This is a genomic window from Kitasatospora purpeofusca (genome assembly GCF_000718025.1).
In the GTDB taxonomy this organism is placed as follows: Bacteria; Actinomycetota; Actinomycetes; order Streptomycetales; family Streptomycetaceae; genus Kitasatospora; species Kitasatospora purpeofusca.
In genome coordinates, this window is sequence record NZ_JODS01000006.1 from 206,489 (window position 1) to 228,467 (window position 21,979).

25 protein-coding genes are annotated in these 21,979 nt (G+C 73.5%); 7 read left to right on the forward strand and 18 right to left on the reverse strand.

Going from position 1 to position 21,979, the window contains the following annotated elements; genetic code table 11:
* Nucleotides 1-164: 164 nt before the first annotated feature.
* Nucleotides 165-596, reverse strand: a complete 432-nt coding sequence (locus IF01_RS0112370) for a nucleoside deaminase (protein WP_030393401.1) — start codon at nucleotides 594-596, stop codon at nucleotides 165-167.
* Nucleotides 593-1,459 carry an LLM class flavin-dependent oxidoreductase gene (locus IF01_RS0112375; RefSeq protein ID WP_030393402.1) on the reverse strand — a complete coding sequence of 289 codons (867 nt, stop codon included), beginning with the start codon at nucleotides 1,457-1,459 and terminating at the stop codon, nucleotides 593-595. Before IF01_RS0112375 ends, IF01_RS0112370 begins: the two co-directional genes overlap by 4 nt.
* A gap of 94 nt (nucleotides 1,460-1,553) precedes the next feature.
* Between IF01_RS0112375 and IF01_RS0112380 the strand changes: the two genes are divergently transcribed.
* Nucleotides 1,554-2,027 (forward strand): Lrp/AsnC family transcriptional regulator, encoded by a 474-nt coding sequence (locus IF01_RS0112380; RefSeq protein ID WP_030393403.1) that lies wholly within the window; start codon nucleotides 1,554-1,556, stop codon nucleotides 2,025-2,027.
* Between the two features lie 24 nt (nucleotides 2,028-2,051).
* Here the strand turns inward: IF01_RS0112380 and IF01_RS50965 are convergent, their stop codons facing one another.
* From IF01_RS50965 to IF01_RS0112395, 3 genes are read right to left on the reverse strand one after another with little or no spacing between them, the layout of a single operon-like run.
* A complete protein-coding gene (locus tag IF01_RS50965) occupies nucleotides 2,052-2,180 on the reverse strand; it encodes a hypothetical protein (protein ID WP_279617259.1) in 129 nt (42 codons plus the stop codon).
* Nucleotides 2,177-2,416, reverse strand: a complete 240-nt coding sequence (locus tag IF01_RS0112390) for a hypothetical protein (protein ID WP_030393404.1) — start codon at nucleotides 2,414-2,416, stop codon at nucleotides 2,177-2,179. Before IF01_RS0112390 ends, IF01_RS50965 begins: the two co-directional genes overlap by 4 nt.
* Nucleotides 2,413-2,778: an ATP-binding protein gene (locus IF01_RS0112395; protein ID WP_030393405.1), complete on the reverse strand. Its 366-nt coding sequence runs from the start codon at nucleotides 2,776-2,778 to the stop codon at nucleotides 2,413-2,415. The genes IF01_RS0112390 and IF01_RS0112395 overlap by 4 nt, the downstream gene beginning before the upstream one ends.
* A 224-nt stretch (nucleotides 2,779-3,002) precedes the next feature.
* Here IF01_RS0112395 and IF01_RS0112400 point away from each other — a divergent pair, with 224 nt between their 5' ends.
* Both IF01_RS0112400 and IF01_RS0112405 read left to right on the forward strand, forming a co-directional pair.
* Nucleotides 3,003-3,887 (forward strand): helix-turn-helix domain-containing protein, encoded by an 885-nt coding sequence (locus tag IF01_RS0112400; protein WP_030393406.1) that lies wholly within the window; start codon nucleotides 3,003-3,005, stop codon nucleotides 3,885-3,887.
* A gap of 10 nt (nucleotides 3,888-3,897) precedes the next feature.
* A complete protein-coding gene (locus IF01_RS0112405; RefSeq protein ID WP_030393407.1) occupies nucleotides 3,898-4,098 on the forward strand; it encodes a DUF397 domain-containing protein in 201 nt (66 codons plus the stop codon).
* Between the two features lie 185 nt (nucleotides 4,099-4,283).
* On the opposite strand, the gene IF01_RS0112410 is transcribed toward IF01_RS0112405, so the two are convergent.
* From IF01_RS0112410 to IF01_RS41650, 3 genes are all read right to left on the reverse strand, one after another.
* Nucleotides 4,284-4,832, reverse strand: a complete 549-nt coding sequence (locus IF01_RS0112410) for a hypothetical protein (RefSeq protein WP_030393408.1) — start codon at nucleotides 4,830-4,832, stop codon at nucleotides 4,284-4,286.
* 89 nt (nucleotides 4,833-4,921) lie between these two features.
* Nucleotides 4,922-5,797: an FAD-dependent oxidoreductase gene (locus tag IF01_RS0112415; RefSeq protein ID WP_030393409.1), complete on the reverse strand. Its 876-nt coding sequence runs from the start codon at nucleotides 5,795-5,797 to the stop codon at nucleotides 4,922-4,924.
* Nucleotides 5,798-5,935: 138 nt separating this feature from the next.
* Nucleotides 5,936-6,472 (reverse strand): hypothetical protein, encoded by a 537-nt coding sequence (locus IF01_RS41650; RefSeq protein ID WP_051755247.1) that lies wholly within the window; start codon nucleotides 6,470-6,472, stop codon nucleotides 5,936-5,938.
* Nucleotides 6,473-6,799: 327 nt separating this feature from the next.
* Here IF01_RS41650 and IF01_RS0112430 point away from each other — a divergent pair, with 327 nt between their 5' ends.
* The gene (locus IF01_RS0112430; protein ID WP_030393410.1) at nucleotides 6,800-8,479 is read left to right on the forward strand and encodes a hypothetical protein; all 1,680 of its coding nucleotides are present in this window, start codon (nucleotides 6,800-6,802) and stop codon (nucleotides 8,477-8,479) included.
* Between the two features lie 90 nt (nucleotides 8,480-8,569).
* On the forward strand, nucleotides 8,570-9,217 hold the full coding sequence (locus IF01_RS0112435; protein WP_030393411.1) for a PhzF family phenazine biosynthesis protein: 648 nt from the start codon (nucleotides 8,570-8,572) through the stop codon (nucleotides 9,215-9,217).
* 30 nt (nucleotides 9,218-9,247) lie between these two features.
* On the opposite strand, the gene IF01_RS43840 is transcribed toward IF01_RS0112435, so the two are convergent.
* The 4 genes from IF01_RS43840 to IF01_RS0112455 form a co-directional block, all read right to left on the reverse strand.
* Nucleotides 9,248-9,844: a VanZ family protein gene (locus tag IF01_RS43840; protein WP_051755249.1), complete on the reverse strand. Its 597-nt coding sequence runs from the start codon at nucleotides 9,842-9,844 to the stop codon at nucleotides 9,248-9,250.
* 226 nt (nucleotides 9,845-10,070) lie between these two features.
* Nucleotides 10,071-10,472 carry a hypothetical protein gene (locus IF01_RS43845; protein ID WP_157855207.1) on the reverse strand — a complete coding sequence of 134 codons (402 nt, stop codon included), beginning with the start codon at nucleotides 10,470-10,472 and terminating at the stop codon, nucleotides 10,071-10,073.
* The gene (locus tag IF01_RS0112450; RefSeq protein ID WP_051755251.1) at nucleotides 10,469-11,977 is read right to left on the reverse strand and encodes an ATP-binding protein; all 1,509 of its coding nucleotides are present in this window, start codon (nucleotides 11,975-11,977) and stop codon (nucleotides 10,469-10,471) included. The genes IF01_RS43845 and IF01_RS0112450 overlap by 4 nt, the downstream gene beginning before the upstream one ends.
* A gap of 89 nt (nucleotides 11,978-12,066) precedes the next feature.
* Nucleotides 12,067-12,744: a response regulator gene (locus IF01_RS0112455; protein WP_045938110.1), complete on the reverse strand. Its 678-nt coding sequence runs from the start codon at nucleotides 12,742-12,744 to the stop codon at nucleotides 12,067-12,069.
* Nucleotides 12,745-13,345: 601 nt separating this feature from the next.
* Here IF01_RS0112455 and IF01_RS0112460 point away from each other — a divergent pair.
* Nucleotides 13,346-14,038 carry a SigE family RNA polymerase sigma factor gene (locus tag IF01_RS0112460; protein WP_063764199.1) on the forward strand — a complete coding sequence of 231 codons (693 nt, stop codon included), beginning with the start codon at nucleotides 13,346-13,348 and terminating at the stop codon, nucleotides 14,036-14,038.
* Nucleotides 14,039-14,280: 242 nt separating this feature from the next.
* On the opposite strand, the gene IF01_RS0112465 is transcribed toward IF01_RS0112460, so the two are convergent.
* The 5 genes from IF01_RS0112465 to deoC all read right to left on the reverse strand — a co-directional run bounded on the left by IF01_RS0112465 (nucleotide 14,281) and on the right by deoC (nucleotide 19,102).
* A complete protein-coding gene (locus IF01_RS0112465; protein ID WP_051741013.1) occupies nucleotides 14,281-14,919 on the reverse strand; it encodes an ATP-binding protein in 639 nt (212 codons plus the stop codon).
* 47 nt (nucleotides 14,920-14,966) lie between these two features.
* Entirely contained in the window at nucleotides 14,967-15,401 is a 435-nt protein-coding gene (locus IF01_RS0112470; RefSeq protein ID WP_030393418.1) for a hypothetical protein, read from the reverse strand.
* A 299-nt stretch (nucleotides 15,402-15,700) separates the two neighbouring features.
* The gene (locus tag IF01_RS0112475) at nucleotides 15,701-16,603 is read right to left on the reverse strand and encodes an aldehyde dehydrogenase family protein (protein ID WP_030393419.1); all 903 of its coding nucleotides are present in this window, start codon (nucleotides 16,601-16,603) and stop codon (nucleotides 15,701-15,703) included.
* Nucleotides 16,596-18,110: an aldehyde dehydrogenase family protein gene (locus IF01_RS0112480; protein WP_030393420.1), complete on the reverse strand. Its 1,515-nt coding sequence runs from the start codon at nucleotides 18,108-18,110 to the stop codon at nucleotides 16,596-16,598. The genes IF01_RS0112475 and IF01_RS0112480 overlap by 8 nt, the downstream gene beginning before the upstream one ends.
* 5 nt (nucleotides 18,111-18,115) lie before the next feature.
* Entirely contained in the window at nucleotides 18,116-19,102 is a 987-nt protein-coding gene (gene deoC / locus IF01_RS0112485) for a deoxyribose-phosphate aldolase (RefSeq protein WP_030393421.1), read from the reverse strand.
* Between the two features lie 140 nt (nucleotides 19,103-19,242).
* On the opposite strand from deoC, the gene IF01_RS0112490 reads away from it, so the two are divergent.
* Nucleotides 19,243-19,926 (forward strand): PH domain-containing protein, encoded by a 684-nt coding sequence (locus IF01_RS0112490; RefSeq protein ID WP_030393422.1) that lies wholly within the window; start codon nucleotides 19,243-19,245, stop codon nucleotides 19,924-19,926.
* A gap of 72 nt (nucleotides 19,927-19,998) precedes the next feature.
* Here the strand turns inward: IF01_RS0112490 and IF01_RS0112495 are convergent, their stop codons facing one another.
* Nucleotides 19,999-21,699: a phospho-sugar mutase gene (locus IF01_RS0112495; RefSeq protein WP_030393423.1), complete on the reverse strand. Its 1,701-nt coding sequence runs from the start codon at nucleotides 21,697-21,699 to the stop codon at nucleotides 19,999-20,001.
* Nucleotides 21,700-21,979: the final 280 nt, after the last annotated feature.

Consider the following 21,979-nt stretch of genomic DNA (forward strand, 5'->3'; position numbering starts at 1 on the left):
GCCGTGCACACCTGCGGCCCCTCACGCACTTTGCGAACACCTCCCGCACTTTGCAAAGTGCACTTTGCAAAGTGCGGGAGGTGTTCGCAAAGTGGCTGCCTGGCTGTCCGACCCGCCGACCCGCCAGCTCGGCGGGTCGGCGGGTCGCACAACGGCCCCTAGGTTCAGCGGTAGTACGGCTCGACGGCGGCCCGGACCTCGTCGTACAGCGCCGGCCCCTCCTGCGGTACGGGCGGGAGGCCGTTCCCCGGCCGGATCCCCAGCAACTGCTCGCCGGAGAGGGCGAAGACGACCCGGCCGAGGCCGGCCTGCCGGAGCGCGGCCGCGCACATCGGGCAGGGCTCGCAGCTGGTGTAGAGGGTCGTCCGGGAGGCCGTGGCGAGGTCCAACTCCCGTCCGGCCCACCGGGCGAGCTTCAGTTCGGGGTGCGCGGTGAGGTCCCGGTCGGTGCGGGTGGTGTTGCGCTCCTCGGCCAGCACGGTGCCGTCCTGGGCGGCCAGCAGCGAGCCGAACGGCGGGTCGCCGTGGGTGCGGGCCTCGGCGGCGAGGGCGATGGCGCGGCGGAGCAGGGCGTGGTCGGCGGGGGTGAGCGTCATGAGGACTGTTCCGTTCGGGTCGGCGCGAGGTTCAGCAGGTCGGCCACGGCGGCGAGGGCCTCGAAGGCCGGTCCCGGGTCGCGGGTCTGCTCCGGGTCGCCGTGGTAGGGGTCGAGGACGACGGTGTCGGCGCCCAGCAGCCGGAGCCGGGTGAGGTCGGCGGCGATCTGCTCGATGCTGCCCTCGCCCGCGAGGCGCTGCGGCCCGGCGACCGGATCGGGTGTGAGCCTGAGGGCGATTCGGGGCGCGAACGCCGGGACGGGGAGCGCCTGTTCGTCCGCGTACGCCCGCAGCCGAGGCGCCGCCTCGCACAGCCACGGCGTGGTCGGGCGCAGCGGGTGCCAGGCGTCACCGAGGTGCACGGCGCGGCGCAGGCCCGCGTCGCTGTTGCCGCCGACCCAGAGCGGGATGCGGTGGGAGCCGTAGTCGGCGGTGTCCGCCCAGGCGGCGCGCAGCCGGCGCAGGTGCTCGTCGGTGAGGCGGCCGCGCTGCTCGAACGGGACGTCGAGGGCGGCGAACTCCTGCTGTGCCCAGCCGATTCCGACGCCGAGGACGAGGCGGTGCCCGCTCAGCGCGTCGAGGTTGGCGGCCATCCGGGCGGTGAGGAGCGGGTGCCGGTAGGGGGCGATGAGGACGGTGGTGCCGAGCCGGATCCGCTCGGTGTGGGCGGCGAGCCAGGCGAGGGTGGTGAACGGCTCGAAGAACGGGCAGGGGTAGCGCACGGCGACGTCGGGGGTGATGGCGACATGGTCCGAGACCATCAGCAGGTCGAAGCCCAGGCCCTCGACGGTCCTGGCCCAGGTGAGCAGGGCCGCCGGGTCGGTGCCGGGGCCGAAGTTGGGGACGTTGACTCCGATCTTCACACCCGAAAGCCTAGGGAGGGAAGGTGGATTGACTGAAGGGGTATCCACCGGTTCAGGGGTTGTTCTGCCGTGGAATCACCGGCAATCTGGGCTCATGACCGAGATTCTTGACGCGACGGACTGGGCGATCCTGGCCGAGCTCCAGGAGGACGGGCGGATCGCGTTCGCCGAGCTGGCGCGGCGGGTGAACCTGAGTGCGTCGGCCACGACGGAGCGGGTGCGACGGCTGGAGACGGCGGGGGTGATAACCGGCTACCGGGCCGAGGTGAACCTGGAGCGGACCGGGTACCCGGTAATGGCGGTCGTCCGGTTGAAGTACCCCGGGCCGGCGGCACGGCACGAGCCGCTGCGACGGCTGCTGGAGGAGCGCTCGGAGATCCTGGAGTGCCTGCGCACCACCGGGGACGACTGCTATTCGCTGAAGATCGCGACCACCTCGATGGGGCATCTCGAGGAGATCGTCGACGAGCTGGCGCAGTTCGGGAGCACGACGACGAACCTGGTCCTGAGCCGCCCCCTGGCCTTCCGCGGCCCGGCGGTACCCCGAGCGGGTGCGGCGGAGCAGTAGCAAGGATGCAATGGGTGGGGCGGGTCAGTGGCCGGGGTGGTCGTCCTCCTCATCCTCGCCGTGCACCTTCAGGGCGGTGATGACGCCCGTGACGACGGTGGCGAAGGCGAGGGCGAGGAGGACGGCGAAGGCGGCGCCGACGAGGAAGTTCACGCGGGTCGGCCCGTTTCGCGGAGGAGCGTGAGGAGGTTGAGGAGGGTGGCGACGGAGGTGTCGCCGAAGTCGACGAGGAGGCGGCCGTCGACGGTGCTGCCGTTGACGGCGGCGGAGCCCCACAGGATGCCGAAGGGCCTGCCCCGCTCGTGGAGTTCGCTGAGGAGGGAGGTCACTTCGGGCTCGGTGTAGGTGCGCAGGATCTTGTCGTGCGACCTGAGCGGTTCGAGGCTCATGCGGCGGCGTCCAGTTCGAACCAGACGACCTTGCCGTTCTTGAGGGGTTCGGCGCCGAACCGGTGGGTGAGGGCGCGAACGAGCTGGAGCCCTCGGCCCGACACCGCGTAGGGGTCGGCGAGGGTGCTCGGCTCGGGAAGATCGGGGCTGTCGTCGCAGACGGAGACCCGCAGCATGTGGGGGCGCAGGGCGACGATGACGTGCGGGGCCTGGCAGCCGGCGTGCTTCCAAGCGTTCACGAACAGCTCGTGGAGGGCGAGTTCGGCGTCGGCGACGATGTCCGGCGGCCAGTCCGAGGCGCTGAGAAGAGCTTGCAGCTCACGCCGGACGACGGACCAGTCGGGCGGGTTGAAGGCACACATCAGGGACCTCCGGGAGACGGGGAGGAATGGATCACCTACGAAGACAGGTGTCCGCTGCTCTGGATGCAGATTGACGCTTCGTCATGTGACCGGTGCAACACTGAGAGTAGGGGTGCATATGGCAAAGTTGCAAGCCGATTGAAGAGTCTCCCCGGACTGGCGTCACTCGGTGGCGCCGCGCAGGAGTTCTGCGCCACACTGCGCGCAGGTGAGGAAGGACAGTCGTGGGATACAAGGGGCCGATCAGTCAACGGCAACGCCGATTCGGCGAAGAGTTGCAGCGTCTGCGGACAGCGGCAGGCCTGTCGGCCGCAGAAGCCGGAGCCCTGGTCGGCATGCGGGGACCGGCCGTGAGCCACACCGAGGCCGGTCGGATCACGTTGAACGCGGAGCGCCTCGCGATCTGGCTGGACGCCTATGGCTGTACTGATCCGGTGTACCGCAGCGGGCTCGCGGACATGGCGCGCAGTACAGGCAAGGGCTGGTGGTCGGCGTTCGAAGGCCGAGTGCCGATGCTCTCGCTGGATCTGGCGGAGGCCGAGGATCGGTCGATCCGAATCACCAATTACGAGATGCTCTACATACCGGGAGTCCTGCAGTTGCCGGCCTATGCCGAGGCCATCTACGAGGATTCTCAAGGTGACGGGAAGTGGGCCATCGCCGATGCCGTCGCGTTCCGCATGGAGCGACAGCGAATCCTGGAGGAGGACAGGCAGTTCCACTTCGTCATTCATGAGGCCGCTCTGCACATGCGGTTTCCCGGGGACGAGGTGATGAGAGCCCAATTGCTCCACCTGCTCGACAGTGCGGAACGTCCGAACGTCACCATCCAGGTGCTTCCGTTCGCGGCGGTGAAGAAGCCTCCGAGTCCTGGTTCGTTCTTGTGCTGCGATCCGGGCTGCCTCGACCTGTCCACCATCGTTGTCGACGCCCCTGCTCGTGCAGAGCATTACGGTGATCCTGAGACGATCGCTGCCTACCGACTGAAGTTCGAGCAGCTGAAGAGCCTGGCACTGCCCGCTGCTGACGCGGCCGAGCCCCGCCGTGGTACGGCGATGCGTGACTCGTGGGGCCTCCTGCATCACCTTCTCTATCTGATCCAAGTCTGAAAGGCCTGCGATGTCCGAGATCCTTTGGCAGAAGTCGTCGTTCAGTGGTGGTGACCCCGGGAGCGCGTGTCTTGAGCTGGCTCGTGGTGGGGCTGACCGACGATTTCTTCGCGAGTCGGACGAGATGGCAACGGTGCTGGCCGTCGATGCCGCTGCACTCCGCGCGCTCCTTCTCGCCGTGAAGGCCGGCGAGTTCGACCACCTCGCCTGAGCGGGTCGGTCCTGGGGCCTCCAGGTCGCACCATGCATCGGGCGGTCTCGGGCAACTGCCCGCGACCGCCCGCCTCGTTGTGGAGATCGCCGAACGGGCGGAGCAGGAAGTCGGCCCGGCCGACTTCCTGCTCCAGGGTGGATACCTGCCTGGGAACCGCAGTCTCGCTGGCCGCCCCGCCGAGGTCAGCGGTCGAGGTCGCGGAGGTTGTCGTCGCACAGGCCGGTTCGGCAGCACACAGGCAGCCAGTCGGCTGCGGCCTCCCGGACGTCTTGCAGGCGAGCCCTGTCGGGTTCCACCACCGTGAGGATCTCGAAGGCGGTGCCAGCCTCCGGGCCCCGATTCGACAGCACCTCCACGTAGAGCAGCCAGAGACCGTGCACGGCAAGGTCCCGGCACAGTTCGGGAAGATCGAGTCCTCGTCGAGCGGACTCCCAATCCGTGCCCTCACCTGCCACCATGAGCTGCAGGAGGTCGAGGAACCATTTGCGAGCCGTCGGTGCGGCATCGTCTGCGAGAGCCGCCAGGGCGACGGATGTCACTGCCGGGGCCGGCTCCCACAGGACCGCCGGAGACCAGACATGCTCTTCGAGGCTGACATAGCTGGGCCTCTTCAGGGGCCCCCTACCCGCGAGCTGCAGCAGATCCCGGGACAGGTGCCCTGCCGAGCCGCCGCACCCGCACAGCATGCTCTTCCAGTCCTGCCTGGCTATCTCCATCTCGATCAGTCTCACAGGTCCCACATCCTAGGCGGCACCTGAAAAGGCTCTGCTGGAGCAGGAAGTCGGCCTCGTCGACTTCCTGCTCCGGGGTGGGTGCACGGTCAACCGCTCAAACGCAGCGCGTAGTAGGCCTTCAGTGCAGCGTCGGCGCCGGAGCCGGTGGCGGTCATGATGCGCTGGCCGCGGGCGGAACGTAGGTCTCCGGCCGTGAGAATCCTGGGGTGCTGGCGGTCGGGTGGGCAGTAGCCGTCCTCGCCCCGGACCATCGTGCCGGGCAGAGCAGCGGGGCGGACGCCCAGATTCACGAAGACCAGGCCGGGTGCGAAGGTGCCCAACTCGCCCGCCATGACCTGGCCCTCGTGGGAGCGGTGGAGCTCCAGGGCCTCGGTCTCCAGCAGGGTGACCCGCGGATCGCCCTCGACCTCCTCCGCCTTGTAGGTGTCGCCGGGCGGGTGCGGGACCACCAAGTCGAGCGGGACATCGGGGTGGGCGCGCAGCAGGGTGCCGAGGGGGCGGTCGGCGCCGAGGACCAGGGTGCGGCGGCCGCCGAGCACCGCGGCGTCCGCCTCCCAGAGCGGCGGTGGCGCCTCGACGGCGGAGGTGAGCCAGGTGGCCTCCTCCGGCCGGGCCGCGCGGACGCCGGTGGCGACGATCGCGTACCGGCCGCGCACGGTGGCCCCCGAATCAGCGAGGTGGACGGTCACGCCTTCGTCGTCGGCGTGCAGTTCCGTCGCCGGGGTGCCGAGCAGGAGGTCGCAGGAGTCGGCGACCCGCCGGACGTCCGCCGTGACGGCGTCCGCGAAGGCGGTTCCGGTCGCGAAGCCGAGCACATTGCTCACCGCCGGGACGCGCCGCAGGGTGGCGCCGAGCTCGCGGCGCTCGACCAGGGCGGACCGCAGCCCGACGCTCGCCGCCATCACCGCCGCCGCACAGCCGGCGGGTCCGCCGCCCACGATCACCAGGTCGTACGTCACCACGCTCCGAACACCCCTCTGCCGTCGGCGACCGATGCCGGCCGCCCGATCCCGCCCGCACCGCGCAGCGTAGTGCGGGCGGGGAGGGGAGCGAGGGGGACCGGCCGACGCCCTGGTGAGGGGCGTCGGCCGGTGGGGGGATCAGCCCTGCGGCGGGGCCGGCGGCTGGTACGGGGCTGCGGGGGCAGCCGGAGCGGCAGGGGCGGCGGCCTGGTACGGCGAGGGCTGCGGGTACTGCCCACCCTGCGGGTACGGCGCACCCTGCTGCGGGTACTGCCCAGGCGCGCCCTGCTGCGGGTACTGCCCAGGCGCGCCCTGCTGCGGGTACTGCCCAGGCGCGCCCTGCTGCGGGTACTGCGCGTTCGGCTGGTACGGCGGCGCCGCGGGCGCGGCCGGGGCCTGGGAGCGCGTGACCGCGGCCTTCACCGCGTTGATTATCAGCAGCACCGGCAGGATGAACGCCTTGAAGAAGATCGCGTAGGTGCCGCCCTCGAAGACGAAGGCCAGGTAGTACGCGTAGCCGGCGAAGCCGAGGCCGACGAGCACGTTGAGGGCACGCCAGCCGGCCTTGAGGCCGCCGACGTTGACGGCGCCGATGACCAGCAGGGCGATGCCGCTGAAGGCCAGCAGTACGACGTACCAGGAGAAGAGGGGGTCGACGTCGAAGTCGAGGTTCACGAGTGGGTCCTGTTGTTGCCGGGATCGGGCGGACGCGAACGGGCGGCCGCCGGGGGACGAGTGGGGACAGTACTGGAGCCGACCGACATCCGTCCTCACGATTTCATCACGGTGTCGTCGCCGAATCCGCCCGGCGAACCTCCCTTCCACCCCTTGAAAACCGCTCAGGAAGCGTCCGTGCGTTCGGATATGATGCGCCCGTCGCTGGTGGTTGGGGGGCGAAGCAGCGACCCGGGTGAGAGTCCCGGAGCGGCCTCCCACCTCGGCGAAACCGCCCCTGCTGCCGGGTTCGTCGGGTTCGCCCGCCTTCCTTCCGTGAGGTCCCCCGTGCGTATTCAGCACCGCAGATCCCTGGCCCTCGCCGCCGCTGCCACCCTGGTCTCGGGCGCTGCCCTGACCGCCGCCCCCGGTGCGGCCGCGCTGTCGCGCTCCGGCGGCACCGGCGGTGCGGTCCTCGGCGCCCCCGGGCCGGGCACCCCGGGGCCGGTCGGGACCCAGGAGCGGCGAAGCCCGGTGACGGTCACCGTCGCGGGCTTCCCCGGCACCCTGGCCGCCGGAGGTCCGGCCGCCGAGTTCACCGCCACGCTGCACAACTCCGCCGACCACGCGGTCGACGTCACCACCGGCTTCGCCGTCGCGAACGTCGACGCCGGGCTCCGCGAGAACCAGCTCACCCTCGACTACCAGTCCCCCGGCGGGGCTTCCTGGAAGTCCGCCGCCCTCGCCCCCGGTGCCGGCACCGGCGCCACCTGGAACCTCGACACCTTCACCACCCGGCTGAGCCTGCCCGCCGGCGCCTCCGCGACGTACCGGCTGCGGCTGGCCGTCACCGCCGCCGCGCCCGCCGGCCGGGCCACCGCCGGGTTCACGGCGCTGGTCGCCGACCCGACCCTGCCGCCGGAGACCCGGATCACCGAAGCCGCGAGCCCGCAGCGGGAGTTCACGGTCACCGCGGGCAGCCCCACCGGGGCGCCGTCGACCGCCCCCGCGCCCGGCGTGCCCTACCTCGGCCTGGACGCGGTGCCCGGCTCCTTCACCGCGGGCGGCGAGCCGAAGCCGTTCCGGCTGACGCTCACCAACCGCAGCGGCAAGGACGTCGCCTTCCTGCCCGAACTGACCTTCCGGGGCAAGGCCCTGCCCGCCGCCGAGGCGGTCCGGCTGGAGTTCCGGGCGCCCGACGGCGAGTGGCTGCCGGCCGTGGACAGCGGCCAGGGCGGATCCGGGCGCTTGGCGCTGACGCTGCGCACGGGCGACCGGGAAGCCTCGCTGGTGCGGCTGCGCGACGGCGAGTCCCGGACGCTGAACGTGCGGCTGGCGTTCGCCCAGGACGCCCCGGCCGGGGTGCTGTCGCTGCTGCCGACCGGGAACAGCCTCCCGGCGGCCGGGACCGGTACCGGGGTACCCGCCACCGGCTCGGCGGTCGACATCACCGTGGCCGCCCCCGCTCCGGCCGTCCCGTCCGCCGCGCCGAGCACCCCGCCCGCCGAGGCCGGCGGTTCGCCGTCCGCCCCGGCCGCGTCCCCGGCGGCCGAACCGCCCGCACCCGCCGCCACCGCGCCCGCGGTCGGACTGGCGGCGGTCACCCCGGCCGCGGACCCGAGCGGCACACCGGCGGCCGTCCCGGTCTCGGAGGTCACGCAGACGCCGCCGAGCTCGGCCGCCGCCCCGGCTCCGGCGGTCACGGTGACCGTGGCGGCGCCCCCGGTGCCGTCCGTGGACCTCGCCTCGACCGGCGGCTCGTCCACCAACACCCCGATGGCGATCACCGGCGCCACCTCGATCGCGATGGGCATCGGCACCCTGGTGGTGGCCCACCGGCGGCAGCGGACCCGCCCGGCCGCCGTCCGGACGCCGCTGCCTGCCGGGGGACCGGCGGCGGGCCCGGGCCCGCGCCCGGCGGCGGGCGGTCCGGCGCTGCGGCCGGGGGCGGCTCCGGCCGTCCGGCCCGCGCCGGGCCAGGCAGCCGCTCCGGGCACCGGTCCAGCCACTGGTCCGGCCGCCCGCTGAGCCGGACAGCCCGGACAGCCCGGACGGGCCGCGTGACCCCCGGCCCGCGCGAGCGCCGCGCGGGCCCGACCCGACAGGAGTGACCGCACCATGGCCGACCACGAGGTGCTCCACGTGTTCTGCGGCCCGGACGGCACGCACGGCAACGCGCTGGGCGTCGTCCGGGACGGCGCGGCCGTGCCCGCCCAGGCGGACCGGCAGGCCATCGCGCGGCGGCTCGGCTTCAGCGAGACGGTGTTCGTCGACGACCCGGAGAGCGGTGCGATCGACATCTGGACCCCGACCCTGCGCCTCCCCTTCGCCGGTCACCCCTGCGTCGGCGCGGCCTGGCTGCTGGGCGTCGACCGGCTGGTCACCGCCGCGGGCGTGGTCCGGGTGCGGCGCGACGGCGAGTTCACCCGGGTCGCGGCCCCGGCCGCCTGGGCGCCGCCGCGCACGCTCCGCCGGTACGCGACGGCGGCCGAGGTCGACGGGCTGGCGGTGCCGCCGCCGGGCGAGTGGATCTACGCCTGGGCCTGGCAGGACGAGACGGCGGGCACCGTCCGCGCCCGTGCCTTCCCCGGCCGGGGCGACGGCATCGACGAGGACGAGGCGACCGGCGCGGCCGCGCTGCTGCTGACGGCCGAGCTGGGCCGGGGGCTGACGATCACCCAGGGGCTCGGCTCGCAGCTCGTCACCGGGATCCCCGGGGAGGGGTTGGTCGAGGTCGGCGGCCGGGTCCGCCGCGCGGACCGGTAGGGCCGTTCGGGGACGCGGGCCGGCCGGAGGTCAGCCGCGCCGGGCGGGGCCCGGCGAGCCGAGGCTGAGCAGCGGCTCGGCCTTCCGCCCGGGGTGCGCGGCCGGAGCGGCGGCGGCCCTGGACGGGTTCGGGACGGCGGCGGGCGCGCCCTGCGGAACCGGAACCGTAACCGGAAGAGGAGCAGGAGCCGGGTCGGGCTGCGAGGCGTGGTCGACCGGGCCGAGCGGGCCAGCGGCGCGCCGCTGGAGCAGGACCCGGCCGGCGGGGACCAGGGCGAGGTGGGTGGCCGCGACACCGACGACGGCGAGCAGTATGTGGTCGACGTTGAGCACGTGCCCGGGCGCCCACGAGGAGAGGAACTCCAGTGCCGTGGCCAGCAGGGCCGAGGCGCCGGTGGTGCGCAGGAAGGACGGGAGCCAGGGGGTCCCGAGCCGGCCGCCGGCGAGCGGGAGGAGGACGCCGAGCGGGGCGGGCAGCAGCAGCTCGCCGAGCAGCTGGCCCGCGGAGGAGAAGCGGAGCGAGGCCAGTGGCGTCAGGTTGGCGTCGTAGACCCAGGCCACCGGCAGCGGTCTCAGTACCAGCCAGCCCAGCAGCAGCAGGTGGAGGGCGAGGCCGAACCGTCCCACCGCCCGTAGTCGACTCCGGTGGTGCTGGACGGCCGTCGCCCGTCCGGTCTCGGTCCGCACGTCGGCACGCTCCCCGCGTGTCCTGGTGCCATCTCGCTGCACGGGGGGAAGGACGTGTTCTGGCGGCGTGACGGTTCCACCCCCGGTGCGAACTTTGCGTCGCACGCCGGGGGCGGGCTCCCGCTCCCGGCGTGACCGCCGGGTGAACCCGCCCGGCGACCGCCTGCTACCGGCAGGGCGGCGCCGTGGTCGAGGCGGAGGGCGACGGCAGCGCGCCGAACACGTTGTCCGCCGGACCGGTCGGAGCGGCCGTCACCGCCGGGGCCGTCGGCGACACCACCGAGGGGGACGGGGAGCCGCCCGTCGGGGCCGCGTGCGCGGGCGCGGTGGGCACCGGAGCGCTGTGCGCCGCCGCGGCCTGCGGCGGGGCGCCGGCCGCTGCCCCGGACGGCGTGCTCGGGGCCGTGGGTATCCGCGCCACCGTCGGACAGGCGGTCCGGCTGGCGGGCGCACCCGCGTCCACCGGGACCGCCGTCGGACGGATGCCGCAGCCGGCGGCCAGCACGGCCAGCCCCACCAGCGCGGCGGCGGTCAACGGGCGCCGCAGCGGGCTCGTTCCTCGGGTCACCGGGCACTCTCCTCGGCGGTGTCGTCGGCGGGCGGCGGCGGGGTCAGCGGCAGGGTCAGCGTGAACACCGCCCCCACCTCGCCGTTCGCGGCCGTGATGGACCCCCCGTGGATCTGCGCGTTGGCCATCGCGATGGACAGGCCCAGACCGCTGCCCTCCGAACGCGCCCGCCCCTTGTCGGCCTTGTAGAAGCGGTCGAAGACGTGCGGCAGCACGTCCTCCGGGATACCGGGACCGCTGTCCGACACCGCGACGACCACCGTGTCCCCCTCCTCGCGCACCCGCACCCGCACCGGCGAACCGCCGTGCTTGAGCGCGTTGCCGATCAGGTTGGCGAAGACGACGTCCAGCCGGCGCGGATCGACCACCGCCAGGATGCCGCGCGGCGCGTCCAGCTCCACCGCGTCGTACCAGGCCCGGCCGTCGATGCAGGACATGATCAGGTCGGCGATGTCCACCTCGTCGGCGACGAGCTTGGCGGTGCCGGCGTCGAAGCGGGTCACCTCCATGAGGTTCTCCACCAGGTCGGAGAGCCGCCGGGTCTCGCTGACCACCAGCCGCACGGCCGGTTCGATCATCGGGTCCAGCGACTCCGCCTCGTCCTCCAGGATGTCCGTCACGGCGGTCATCGCGGTCAGCGGGGTGCGCAGCTCGTGCGACATGTCGGCGACGAACCGCCGGCTCTGCGCCTCGCGCGCGCTCAGCTCCTCGACCTGCCCGTGCAGCGACTCCGCGGTCCGGTTGAAGGTCCGCGCCAGATCGGCGAGTTCGTCCGAGCCCTCGACCTCCAGCCGGGTGTCCAGATGGCCCTCGCCGAGCCGCCGGGCCGCGTCGCCCAACCGCTTGACCGGCCGCAGCACCGTCGCCGACGCGGCCTGCGCCAGCAGCGCCGAGCCGATCAGCGCCAGCAGGGTGGCGATCGCCAGCGACCAGCCGAGCGTGTTCAGGTCGGCCCGCTCGTTCTCCAGCGACTTGAACATGTACGCGGTCGGGCCGGTCGTCACCACCTTGGTGCCGCCGATGACGAACGGCCGCCCGTCGAGGTTCTGCCGCTGCCAGTACAGGTGGTAGGTGTACGGGTTGGACTCGGTGAGCTCGCGCGGCTTGCCGACCGCCGTCCGCAGCGCGGCCGGCACACTGGCGATCGTGTACTGCGCCGAGTTGGACGAGGCGACGCAGTTCGGCAGCGCCGGATCGGACACCACCACGTCGTAACTGAGGCCCGAGCTGGCGACGGTGCTCGCGAGCGCGTTCAGGTCCTCGCAGGTGGCGTTCAGCGGCAGGTTCGACACATTGCGGCTGAGCGAGACCCGGAAGTCGTTGAGCGCGGTGTCCTGGGCCCGCTTCAGCACCGCGTCGCGGTTGAGCCAGTACGCGATGCCGGACGCCGAGACGGCGGTGGTCAGCGCGACCGCGGCGAACACCGCGATCAGCCGCACGCGCAACGAGCGCAGCCGGCGCCACGGGCCGGAGGAGAACCGGGCCGTCGTCTGTTGGTCAGTCACAGGAGCCTGTCGTTACGGAGGTCATCAGCGCGCGCGGCGGGATATCGCCGGCGCCGGACGGAGGTGGGCGGGTGCGTGGGCCGGGCCGGTCACGCCGGCGGGTCCAGCCGGTAGCCGACCCCGCGCACCGTGCGGATCAGCGTCGGCGCCGAGGGCACGTCCTCGACCTTGGCCCGCAGCCGCTGCACACAGGCGTCCACCAGCCGTGAGTCGCCCAGGTAGTCGTGCTCCCAGACCAGGCGCAGCAGTTGCTGCCGGGACAGCGCCTGCCCGGGCCGCCGGCTGAGCTCCAGCAGCAGCCGCAGCTCGGTCGGGGTCAGCTGGAGGTCCGCACCGTCCTTGGTGACCGTCATCGCCGCCCGGTCGATCACCACGGTCCCGTACACGGACGAGTCCGAGCTCTCCCGCTCGCCGCGCCGCAGCACGGCCCGGATCCGGGCGTCCAGGACGCGGGGCTGCACCGGCTTCACGACGTAGTCGTCCGCGCCCGACTCCAGACCGACCACGACGTCGATGTCGTCGGACCGGGCCGTCAGCAGGACGATCGGCAGCTGGTCGGTGCGGCGGATCCGGCGGCAGACTTCGAAGCCGTCGATTCCGGGCAGCATGACGTCCAGCACGATGAGGTCCGGCCGCTGCTCCTTGAAGAGCCTCAGGCCGTCCTCGCCGGACGCGGCGGTGGCCACGCGGTGGCCCTGGCGGGTGAGGGCGAGTTCGAGGCCGGTGCGGATGGCGTCGTCGTCCTCGATCAGAAGGAGGAAAGGCACGGCCTCATTCTGGCTCACCCGGAGCGGCGAATCACCCCCCACTGTCCGCCCGGGGGCCGCACCCGTCCCGTCCGCCGCGCGTCCGGGAACCGGAATGCCCGCCACCGGCGTCCGTCAACGGCGGGACAGCGGTCGGGACGAAAGCCCCGGGCCTGTGACAGCCCTGTGACAGTCGACGGACAGCGCCATCACAACCGGCGGGCAGGATTTTCCATGTCGCCGCAGGACAGCGGGCCGATCGGCCCACTGGACGGCGGCGACGGAACCGCTCGAACCGATCCAGAGGGGGCGCACGATGAACGCCACGCTTCAGACCCGGACCAACCCGGCCGTCCGGACCGCGCGTTCGTCAGCGACCGCCCACCGGAGCCGGTTCGAGACCGGGGCCGAGGAGGCCTCCGGTGCCGTGATCGCACGGGGGTGCGCACACAGCACCGGTGGAAGCACTGTTGCCCGCCGGGTGAGCGGCGGCGGCAGGGCGGGGGAGCTGTACGGGATCGGCCACCGGGGGAACACGGCCGACTCCGCCGCGACCTTGACGCTGCGGGGGATCCTCCCCGTCCGTGTCGAGGGAACGGACGCCCCGGCGGGGAACCGGGGCATCGCGGGAACAGGCCTGCGGAAGGCCGACTCGGGGGAGTCGGCCGGCCGCGAGGCCGCCGGTGCGACGCTGCTGCGGCTGAACCCCGCGGCGGCCCGCACCACCGAGCAGAAGGCGGGCGGGGCGGCGTTCACCGCGGCGCAGGGCGAGCGCCCGGCGGTCGCGGAGGACCACATCACGGAGTTCACCGCCTACGTGCGGGAGCGCCGCGCCTCCCTCTACGCCACCGCCTACCACCTGACCGGTGACCGCTACGAGGCCGAGGACCTGCTGCAGAGCGCGCTCTTCAGCACCTACCGGGCCTGGGGCCGGATCACCGACAAGGCCGCGGTGGGGGGCTACCTCCGCCGCACCATGACCAACCTGCACATCTCCGCCTGGCGGCGCCGCAAGGTCAACGAGTACCCGACCGAGGAGCTGCCGGAGACGGTCGGCGACACCGACGCGATGGGCGGCACCGAGCTGCGCGCCGTGCTCTGGCAGGCGCTGGCCAAGCTGCCGGAGAACCAGCGGACCATGCTGGTGCTCCGCTACTACGAGGGCAAGACCGACCCGGAGATCGCCGACGTGCTCGGCATCAGCGTCGGCACCGTCAAGAGCAGCATCTGGCGCGCGCTGCGCCGGCTGCGCGACGACGAGCAGCTGAACACCTCGGGCGACACGATCCGTGCGTTCGGCGAACTGGTCGCGTAACGCGACCGGGACAGGACTCCCGTCGGGGGACGGGTAGCAGGACGGAAGCGGACCAGGCGGCGCCGGCTCGGGGGAGCGGCGGCGCAGGGGGGAGCCGTGACCGTCCGGGGAAGGCGGCGGGCCCGGTGCGGGGGAGACGCACCGGGCCCGCCGTTCCGCGTTCCCGGACGCTGTGCGGGCCGTTCGGGCCGTTCGGGCCGTTGCTCGGGGCCGCTGTCCCAGGTACTGCCCCGGGCCGCCGTTCAGACCGCGGAGAGCTCCCCGGCGCGGGCCGCCGCGCGGATCCGCCGCTCGGCCTCGGGCCCGGCGCACGGACGCGCCCCCAGCGCGACCTGGCGGCCGACGATGCCCCGCTCGGCCCGCATCAGCCGCCAGCCGCGCCGCACCAGCACGGGCAGCGACTTGCGGCCCTCGCGGACGTCCCGGCGCAGCCGCCACCAGGCGGTCGTGAGCGCGCCGTTGCGCAGGCACAGGGCGTCGCCCAGCAGCTCCGCGGCGGCGCAGTCGGACGTGATCTCGGCCGCGAAGATGCCCTCGGCGACGAACGCGGTGGCCCCGTCGAGCTCCAGCACCCTGGTGGAGACCCGGCCGTTGGCCGGGATCGAGTACACCGGCACCTCGGCCCGGCCGGTGTCGCACAGGGCGCGGATGGCCGCCAGGGCCTGGTCCCGGTGCCAGGACAGCGGGGAGTCCCAGTCCACCGCCCCGTCGGGCAGCAGGGGCAGGCTGGGGTCGTCGCCGTCCTTGTAGAAGTCGTCGAGCTGGAGCACCGGCAGGCCGCTGCGCTCGGCGAGCGAGGACTTCCCGGAGCCGGAGGGCCCGGAGAGCAGGACCACCCGGGCAGGGGCTATCGACACAGGGTTCAGCGGGGAGTCACTCACGGGACACCAGTCTGACGCATCGGGGCCCGATGCCGAAACCCTGCGGATCACACCTCCTGCGCGACCGCCGGGGCGAGGAGCGAGGCGTGCAGCAGCGGCAGGTACCGGCTGTCGACCTGGAGGTACACCGGGTGATCGGCGCCGGGCGCCCGGTACGCGGTGGCGGCCCAGTCCTGGTCGTGCCAGGCGTCCGGCTCGGGGGCCTCGAAGGTGCCGCCGACGGCCAGTTCGAGCCGGTCGCGGCCGGGGGCGGTGAAGGCGGCGGTCGGGGCGCCGGGGGCGATCCGCAGCTTTCCGGCGACGTAGCCGGGCCGCCCGCCGGTGCTGTCGCCGGGCGCGGCAGGGCCGTGGGAGGTACGGGCCGAGCAGGGGATCCGGACCGGCCGCCCGGCGGCCAGCCGGCGCTCGGCGCGGGCCACCCGCAGCGTGCGCAGGAAGCCGTCCGCGACCAGTGCCATCAGCTCGCCGGCCAGCTCTCCCATGGACCTTCTCCCCCTCGGTGCGCGGTGTTGCCCCAGTCTGCGCGGCCGGCCCCGGGCGCGGGCAGCGTCGAACGGCTCGACCCGGCGCGACGAAAGTCGACGGCGGAGGCCGCGGAGGCGGCGGAGGCCGCCGAGGACGGCCCCGGGAAGTACGACGGACCCGCGCCAGGGGGGGAGAGGCGCGGGTCCGTCCTGTGACCGTCCGGGCCCTGGGGGGGTGAGGGCGCGGGGGACGGCCAGTCTGTGGAGTTGTCACCGACTCGCGGTCACGGAGCGTAGCAGCTCCGGGGGGCCGTAGGTCAGATACCCATCGGGTGCCAGACCGTCTTGGTCTCCAGGAACGAGAGTAGCCGGTCCGTTCCGGGAGCATTGGTCCAGTCCTGGGCGAACGGGTCCGGTTCCGGTCGGATCACCCTCTTCAGGGTATCCGCGGCCAGTGCTTCCAGCCCGCCCGCCGCGCCGGGACCGTCGGCGGCGATCGCGCCGGTCAGGTCCAGCGCGTTGACGTCCTGGTGCGAGGCCAGGGTCGGCGCGATGTCGGCGGTCCGGCCGGACAGGATGTTGACCACGCCGCCGGGGACGTCCGAGGTGGCCAGCACCTCGCCCAGGGACAGCGCGGGCAGCGGCGCGTCGGCCGCGGCCGCCACCACCACGGTGTTGCCCGTGGCGACGGCCGGGGCGATCACCGAGACCAGGCCGAGCAGCGAGTGACCGTAACCGGCCTGCGGCGCGACGATCCCGACCACGCCGGTCGGCTCCGGGGTGGAGAGGTTGAAGAACGGACCGGCGACCGGGTTGGCGCCGCCCGCGATCTGGGCCACCTTGTCGGTCCAGCCCGCGTACCAGACCCAGCGGTCGATCGCGGCGTCCACCAGGGCGGCGGCCTTCTTGGCGCCGACGCCCTCGGAGAGCGCCACCTCGGCGGCGAACTGCTCCCGCCGGCCCTGCAGCATCTCGGCGACCCGGTACAGCACCTGGCCGCGGTTGTACGCGGTGGTGCCGGACCAGCCCTTGACCGCCGCGCGGGCGGCGACGACCGCGTCGCGGGCGTCCTTGCGGGTGCCGAGCGGCGCGTTGGCCAGCCACTCGCCCTTCGCGTCCGTCACCTCGTACACCCGCCCGCTCTCGGAGCGCGGGAACTTCCCGCCGACGTACAGCTTGTAGGTCTTGAGGACATCAAGACGGCTCACGACATCAGACATCGAGGTAGGCCTCCAGACCGTGCCGGCCACCCTCGCGGCCGTAGCCCGACTCCTTGTAGCCGCCGAACGGCGAGGTCGGGTCGAACTTGTTGAAGGTGTTGGCCCAGACCACACCGGCCCGGAGCCTGCTCGCCGTCCAGAGGATGCGCGAGCCCTTCTCCGTCCAGATGCCGGCGGAGAGGCCGTACGGGGTGTTGTTGGCCTTCGCGACCGCCTCGTCGGGGGTGCGGAAGGTCAGCACCGACAGCACCGGGCCGAAGATCTCCTCCTGGGCGATCCGGTGGGCCTGGCTGACGCCGGTGAACAGCGTCGGCCGGAACCAGAAGCCGGTGCCCGGCAGCTCGCACGCGGGCGACCAGCGCTCGGCGCCCTCGGCCTCGCCGGCGTCGGTCAGCGCGGTGATCCGGGCCAGCTGCTCGGCGGAGTTGATCGCGCCGATGTCGGTGTTCTTGTCCAGCGGGTCGCCGACCCGCAGGGTGCCCATCCGGCGCTTCAGCGCGTCCAGCAGCTCGTCCTGGACCGACTCCTGGACCAGCAGGCGCGAACCCGCGCAGCAGACGTGGCCCTGGTTGAAGAAGATGCCGTTGACGATGCCCTCGACGGCCTGGTCGATCGGCGCGTCGTCGAAGACGATGTTGGCGGCCTTGCCGCCCAGCTCCAGCGAGAGCTTCTTGCGGGTGCCGGCCACCTGCTTGGCGATCGCCCGGCCGACCGGGGTGGAGCCGGTGAACGCGACCTTGTTGACGTCCGGGTGCGCGGTGAGCGCCGCACCCGTGCTGCCGTCACCGGTGACGATGTTGACGACGCCCTTCGGCAGACCCGCCTGGCGGCAGATCTCGGCGAAGCGCAGCGCGGTCAGCGGGGTGGTCTCGGCCGGCTTCAGCACGACCGTGTTGCCGGTGGCCAGCGCCGGGGCGATCTTCCACGCCAGCATCAGCAGCGGGAAGTTCCACGGGATGACCTGGCCGGCCACGCCCAGCGGCTTCGGGTTCGGGCCGTAGCCGGCGAAGTCCAGCTTGTCGGCCCAGCCCGCGTAGTAGAAGAAGTGGGCGGCGACCAGCGGCAGGTCGACGTCGCGGGTCTCGCGGATCGGCTTGCCGTTGTCGATCGACTCCAGCACGGCCAGCTCGCGGCTGCGCTCCTGGATGATCCGGGCGATCCGGAACAGGTACTTGGCGCGCTCGCTGCCCGGCAGCGCCGACCAGTCGGTGAAGGCGGCCCGGGCGGCGGCGACCGCGCGGTCCACGTCCTCGGCGGTGCCCCGGGCAAACTCGGCGAGCACCTGCTCGGTGGCCGGGTTGACCGTCTTCAGCGCCTCGCTGCCGGAGGAGTCGACGAACTGGCCGCCGATGAAGTGGCCGTAGGAGCTGGCGATGTCGCCGGCCGCGGCGGGCGACTCGGGGGCCGGGGCGTAGCCGAAGAGGCCGCCCGCCGGCTTGCCGGCCGGCTCCGCCGGGGCCTGCGGCGCGGCCGCGGGCGCTTCGGTCTTCTTGGTGTTCTTGGCCATGATTCTCAGTCCACCGTCACGTAGTCGGGACCGGAGTACCGTCCGGTGGTCAGCTTCTGACGCTGCATCAGCAGATCGTTGAGCAGGCTGGAGGCGCCGAAGCGGAACCAGTGCGGGCTCAGCCAGTCGTCGCCGAGGGTCTCGTTGACCATCACCAGGTACTTCATCGCGTCCTTGGTGGTCTTGATCCCGCCGGCGGGCTTCACGCCGACCTGGACGCCGGTGGCCGCACGGAAGTCGCGGACCGCCTCCAGCATCAGCAGGGTGACCGGCGGGGTCGCGTTGACGGCGACCTTGCCGGTCGAGGTCTTGATGAAGTCGGCGCCGGCCAGCATCGCCAGCCAGGAGACGCGGCGCACGTTGTCGTACGTCTGCAGCTCGCCGGTCTCGAAGATCACCTTGAGGTGGGCGTAGCTGCCGTCGGGGCGGCGGCAGGCCTCCTTGACGGCGACGATCTCGTTGTACACGTCCAGGTAGCGGCCGGAGAGGAAGGCACCCCGGTCGATCACCATGTCGATCTCGTCGGCGCCGGCGGCGACCGCGTCCGCGGTGTCGGCCAGCTTGACCGGGAGCGCGGCGCGCCCGGCGGGGAAGGCGGTGGCGACGGAGGCGACCTGGATGTCGGTGCCCCGGAGCGCCGCCTTCGCGGTGGCGACCATGTCCGGGTAGACACAGATCGCCGCGACGCGGGGGGTGGTCGGGTCGGTGGGATCGGGGGTCCTGCCCTTGGTGCACAGAGCGCGCACCTTGCCGACCGTGTCCGCGCCTTCCAGCGTGGTCAGGTCGATCATCGAGATGGCCAGGTCGATGGCGTACGCCTTGGCCGTGGTCTTGATCGACCGGGTCCCGAGAGTGGCGGCGCGCGCCTCCAGGCCGACCTGGTCGACACCGGGCAGGCCGTGCAGGAAGCGACGGAGCGAGGCCTCGGACGCCGCGACGTCCTCGAGACCGCTGCCCGCGACGCCGGGGGCATTGGCTGCAAGAGTGGACATAGTCACCACACCAGCATATCTACGCGCGTAGTCAATCGCCAGAGGCACCACGCATCGATGCCGGACCGAGATCTCCGCGCCCCGGGAACCCCAACCGTCACCCCTGTGGATCGCGCGGGCCATGGGGCAGAATCGTCGACATGACCGAATCCCACGGCGAGCCCCGACCGGGCCCGGCCGGTTCCGATGGGGAGCCGGTGTACGCCGACCGCGTGTACCGCTCCGTTCCCGGCGTGATCTCCGGGGTGCTGTTGCTGGCCGTCGCGGCCTGGCTGATCGGGGACGCGGCCCTCAACGGCAGCGGCAAGACGCCGTGGGTGGCGCTGGCCGCCGTACCGGTGTTCGCCTTCCCGGTGATCGCCTACACCCTGCGCCCGGCCGTCCGGGCCGACGAGCGCCGCCTGGTCGTCCGCAACCCGCTGCGCACGATCACCGCGCCCTGGGCCGCCGTGGACGCGCTGCGCGCCGGGTACTCGGTCGAACTCCTCGCCGAGGGCAAGAAGTACCAGGTGTGGGCGGTGCCGGTGTCGCTGCGCCAGCGCAAGCGCGCCGCCCGGGCCCGCGAGCGCGGCGGGCAGGTGCACACCTCCCGGCTGGGCATGGTGTTCGGCGCGGCCGGTACGCCGTCCGGGGTCGGGGTCCAGGGCTCCTCGGACCCGAACCGGGCCTGGTCCGACCAGGTGGTCGGCGTCCTCCAGGACATGGCGGAGCGCAACGCCCCCCGTCCCGACGCGGCCGGGCCGGTCGTGGTCCGCTGGTGCTGGTGGATCATCGCCCCCACCGTGGCCGGTCTGATCGCCCTGATCACCGTGATCGCGGTCTGACCCGCCCGCGTCCGCACGCACGCGGAGGGCCCGCCGGCACTGCCGGCGGGCCCTCCGTCGTTCCCGGGGGTGTCAGTCGTCGATGCCGGCGGCGGCCGCGAGGTCCCGCTTGACGGTGGCGAGCAGCTCGGCGGCCCGGGTGCGGGCGTCCGCGAGGTGGGCGGCCGAGGCGACCGGGAGGACGACCTCCAGGTAGCACTTCAGCTTGGGCTCGGTGCCCGAGGGGCGGACCACGATCCGCGCCGAGCGGACGGCGTCGCCCGCCAGGTAGTAGCGCAGGCCGTCGGTCGGCGGCAGCTCGGCGGACCCGGCGGTGAGGTCGTCGGCGCGGGTCACGGCGAGCCCGGCCAGGGTCGTCGGCGGCCGCTCGCGCAGGGTGCGCATGGCGTCGGCGATGACCGAGAGGTCCTCGACCCGGACGGACAGCTGGTCGGTGGCGTGCAGGCCGTGCTCCAGCGCCAGGTCGTCCAGCAGGTCGGTCAGGGTGCGGTCGGAGCGCTTGAGGGTGGCGGCGAGCTCGGCGACCAGCAGGGCGGCGGTGATGCCGTCCTTGTCGCGCACGCCCTGCGGGTCGACGCAGTAGCCGAGCGCCTCCTCGTAGCCGTAGCGCAGGCCCCCGGCGCGGGAGATCCACTTGAAGCCGGTGAGGGTCTCGGCGTAGTCGAGCCCGGCGGCCTCGGCGATCCGGCCGAGCAGGGTGGAGGAGACGATGGTGGTGGCGAAGGTGCCGGCGGCCCGCTTGGAGACCAGCGCGGCGCCCAGCAGCGCGCCGACCTCGTCACCGCGCAGCATCCGCCAGCCGTCCCCGCCCTCGGCCGGGACGGCCACCGCGCAGCGGTCGGCGTCCGGGTCGTTGGCGATGACGATGTCCGGGCCGGCCGCGGCGGCGGTGCGGAAGGCGAGGTCCATCGCCCCCGGCTCCTCCGGGTTGGGGAAGGCGACGGTCGGGAAGTCCGGGTCCGGCTCGGCCTGCTCGGCGACCACGGTGGGCGCCGGGAAGCCGGCCCGGTCCATGGCGGCGAGGAAGGTGTCGCGCCCGACGCCGTGCATCGGGGTGTAGACGATGTCGAGGTCCCGCGGGCTGTGCGGGTCGACGATCGACGCGGCGCGGTCGAGGTAGGCCTCGACGACGGACTCGTCCACCGTCTCCCAGCCGTCCGCGGCGAGCGGGACCTCGGTCAGGGAGCCGATCGCGTCGATCTCGGCGGCGATGCCCGCGTCCGCCGGCGGCACGATCTGCGAGCCGTCGCCCAGGTAGACCTTGTAGCCGTTGTCCTGCGGCGGGTTGTGGCTGGCGGTGACGGTCACACCGGCGGCGGCGCCGAGGTGGCGGACCGCGAAGGCGAGCACCGGGGTGGGCAGCGGGCGCGGGAACAGCAGCGCGCGCAGGCCGGCGCCGACCACCACGGCGGCGGTGTCGCGGGCGAAGTCGTAGGACTTGTGGCGGGCGTCGTAGCCGATCACGACCAGGTCGCCGAGGCCCTGCCGCTTGACGTAGGCGACCAGGCCGGCGGCGGCCCGGATCACCACGGCGCGGTTCATCCGCATCGGCCCGGCGCCGAGCTCGCCGCGCAGGCCGGCGGTGCCGAACTGGAGGCGGTCGGCGAAGCGGTCGGCCAGCTCGGACCAGGCGAGCTTGGCGTTGGCGTCGGCGTCCGGGGTCTCGGCGTCGGCGAGCAGCGCGGCGAGCTCCTCGCGGGTCTGCGGGTCCGGGTCCTCGGCGAGCCAGGTGCGGGCCCGGGCGAGGAGGTCGGTGGTGGTTGCCTGCGTCATGGCTGCAGCTCCATCGGGAAGTGCGTCGGTGGTCGGCCGGGAGGTTGCTCCGGACGGGCCGGACCGGGCCCAGCGGGTCGGGCGGGTCGGTCGGCGGCGGCCGGAGGGTGCCGCGGGGCGTCCTCGGACGGGGACGCCGGGCGCGGGACGGGACGTGGTGGCTCGGACGGGCGTACCGGCGGTGCGGGTTCCTGCGGGGTCGTGCGGGGCTCACGGGGTGGTGCGGGCCCGTCGGACGGGCGGTGCGGGGAGGTGCGGGACGAAACGTACGGCGCGCCGG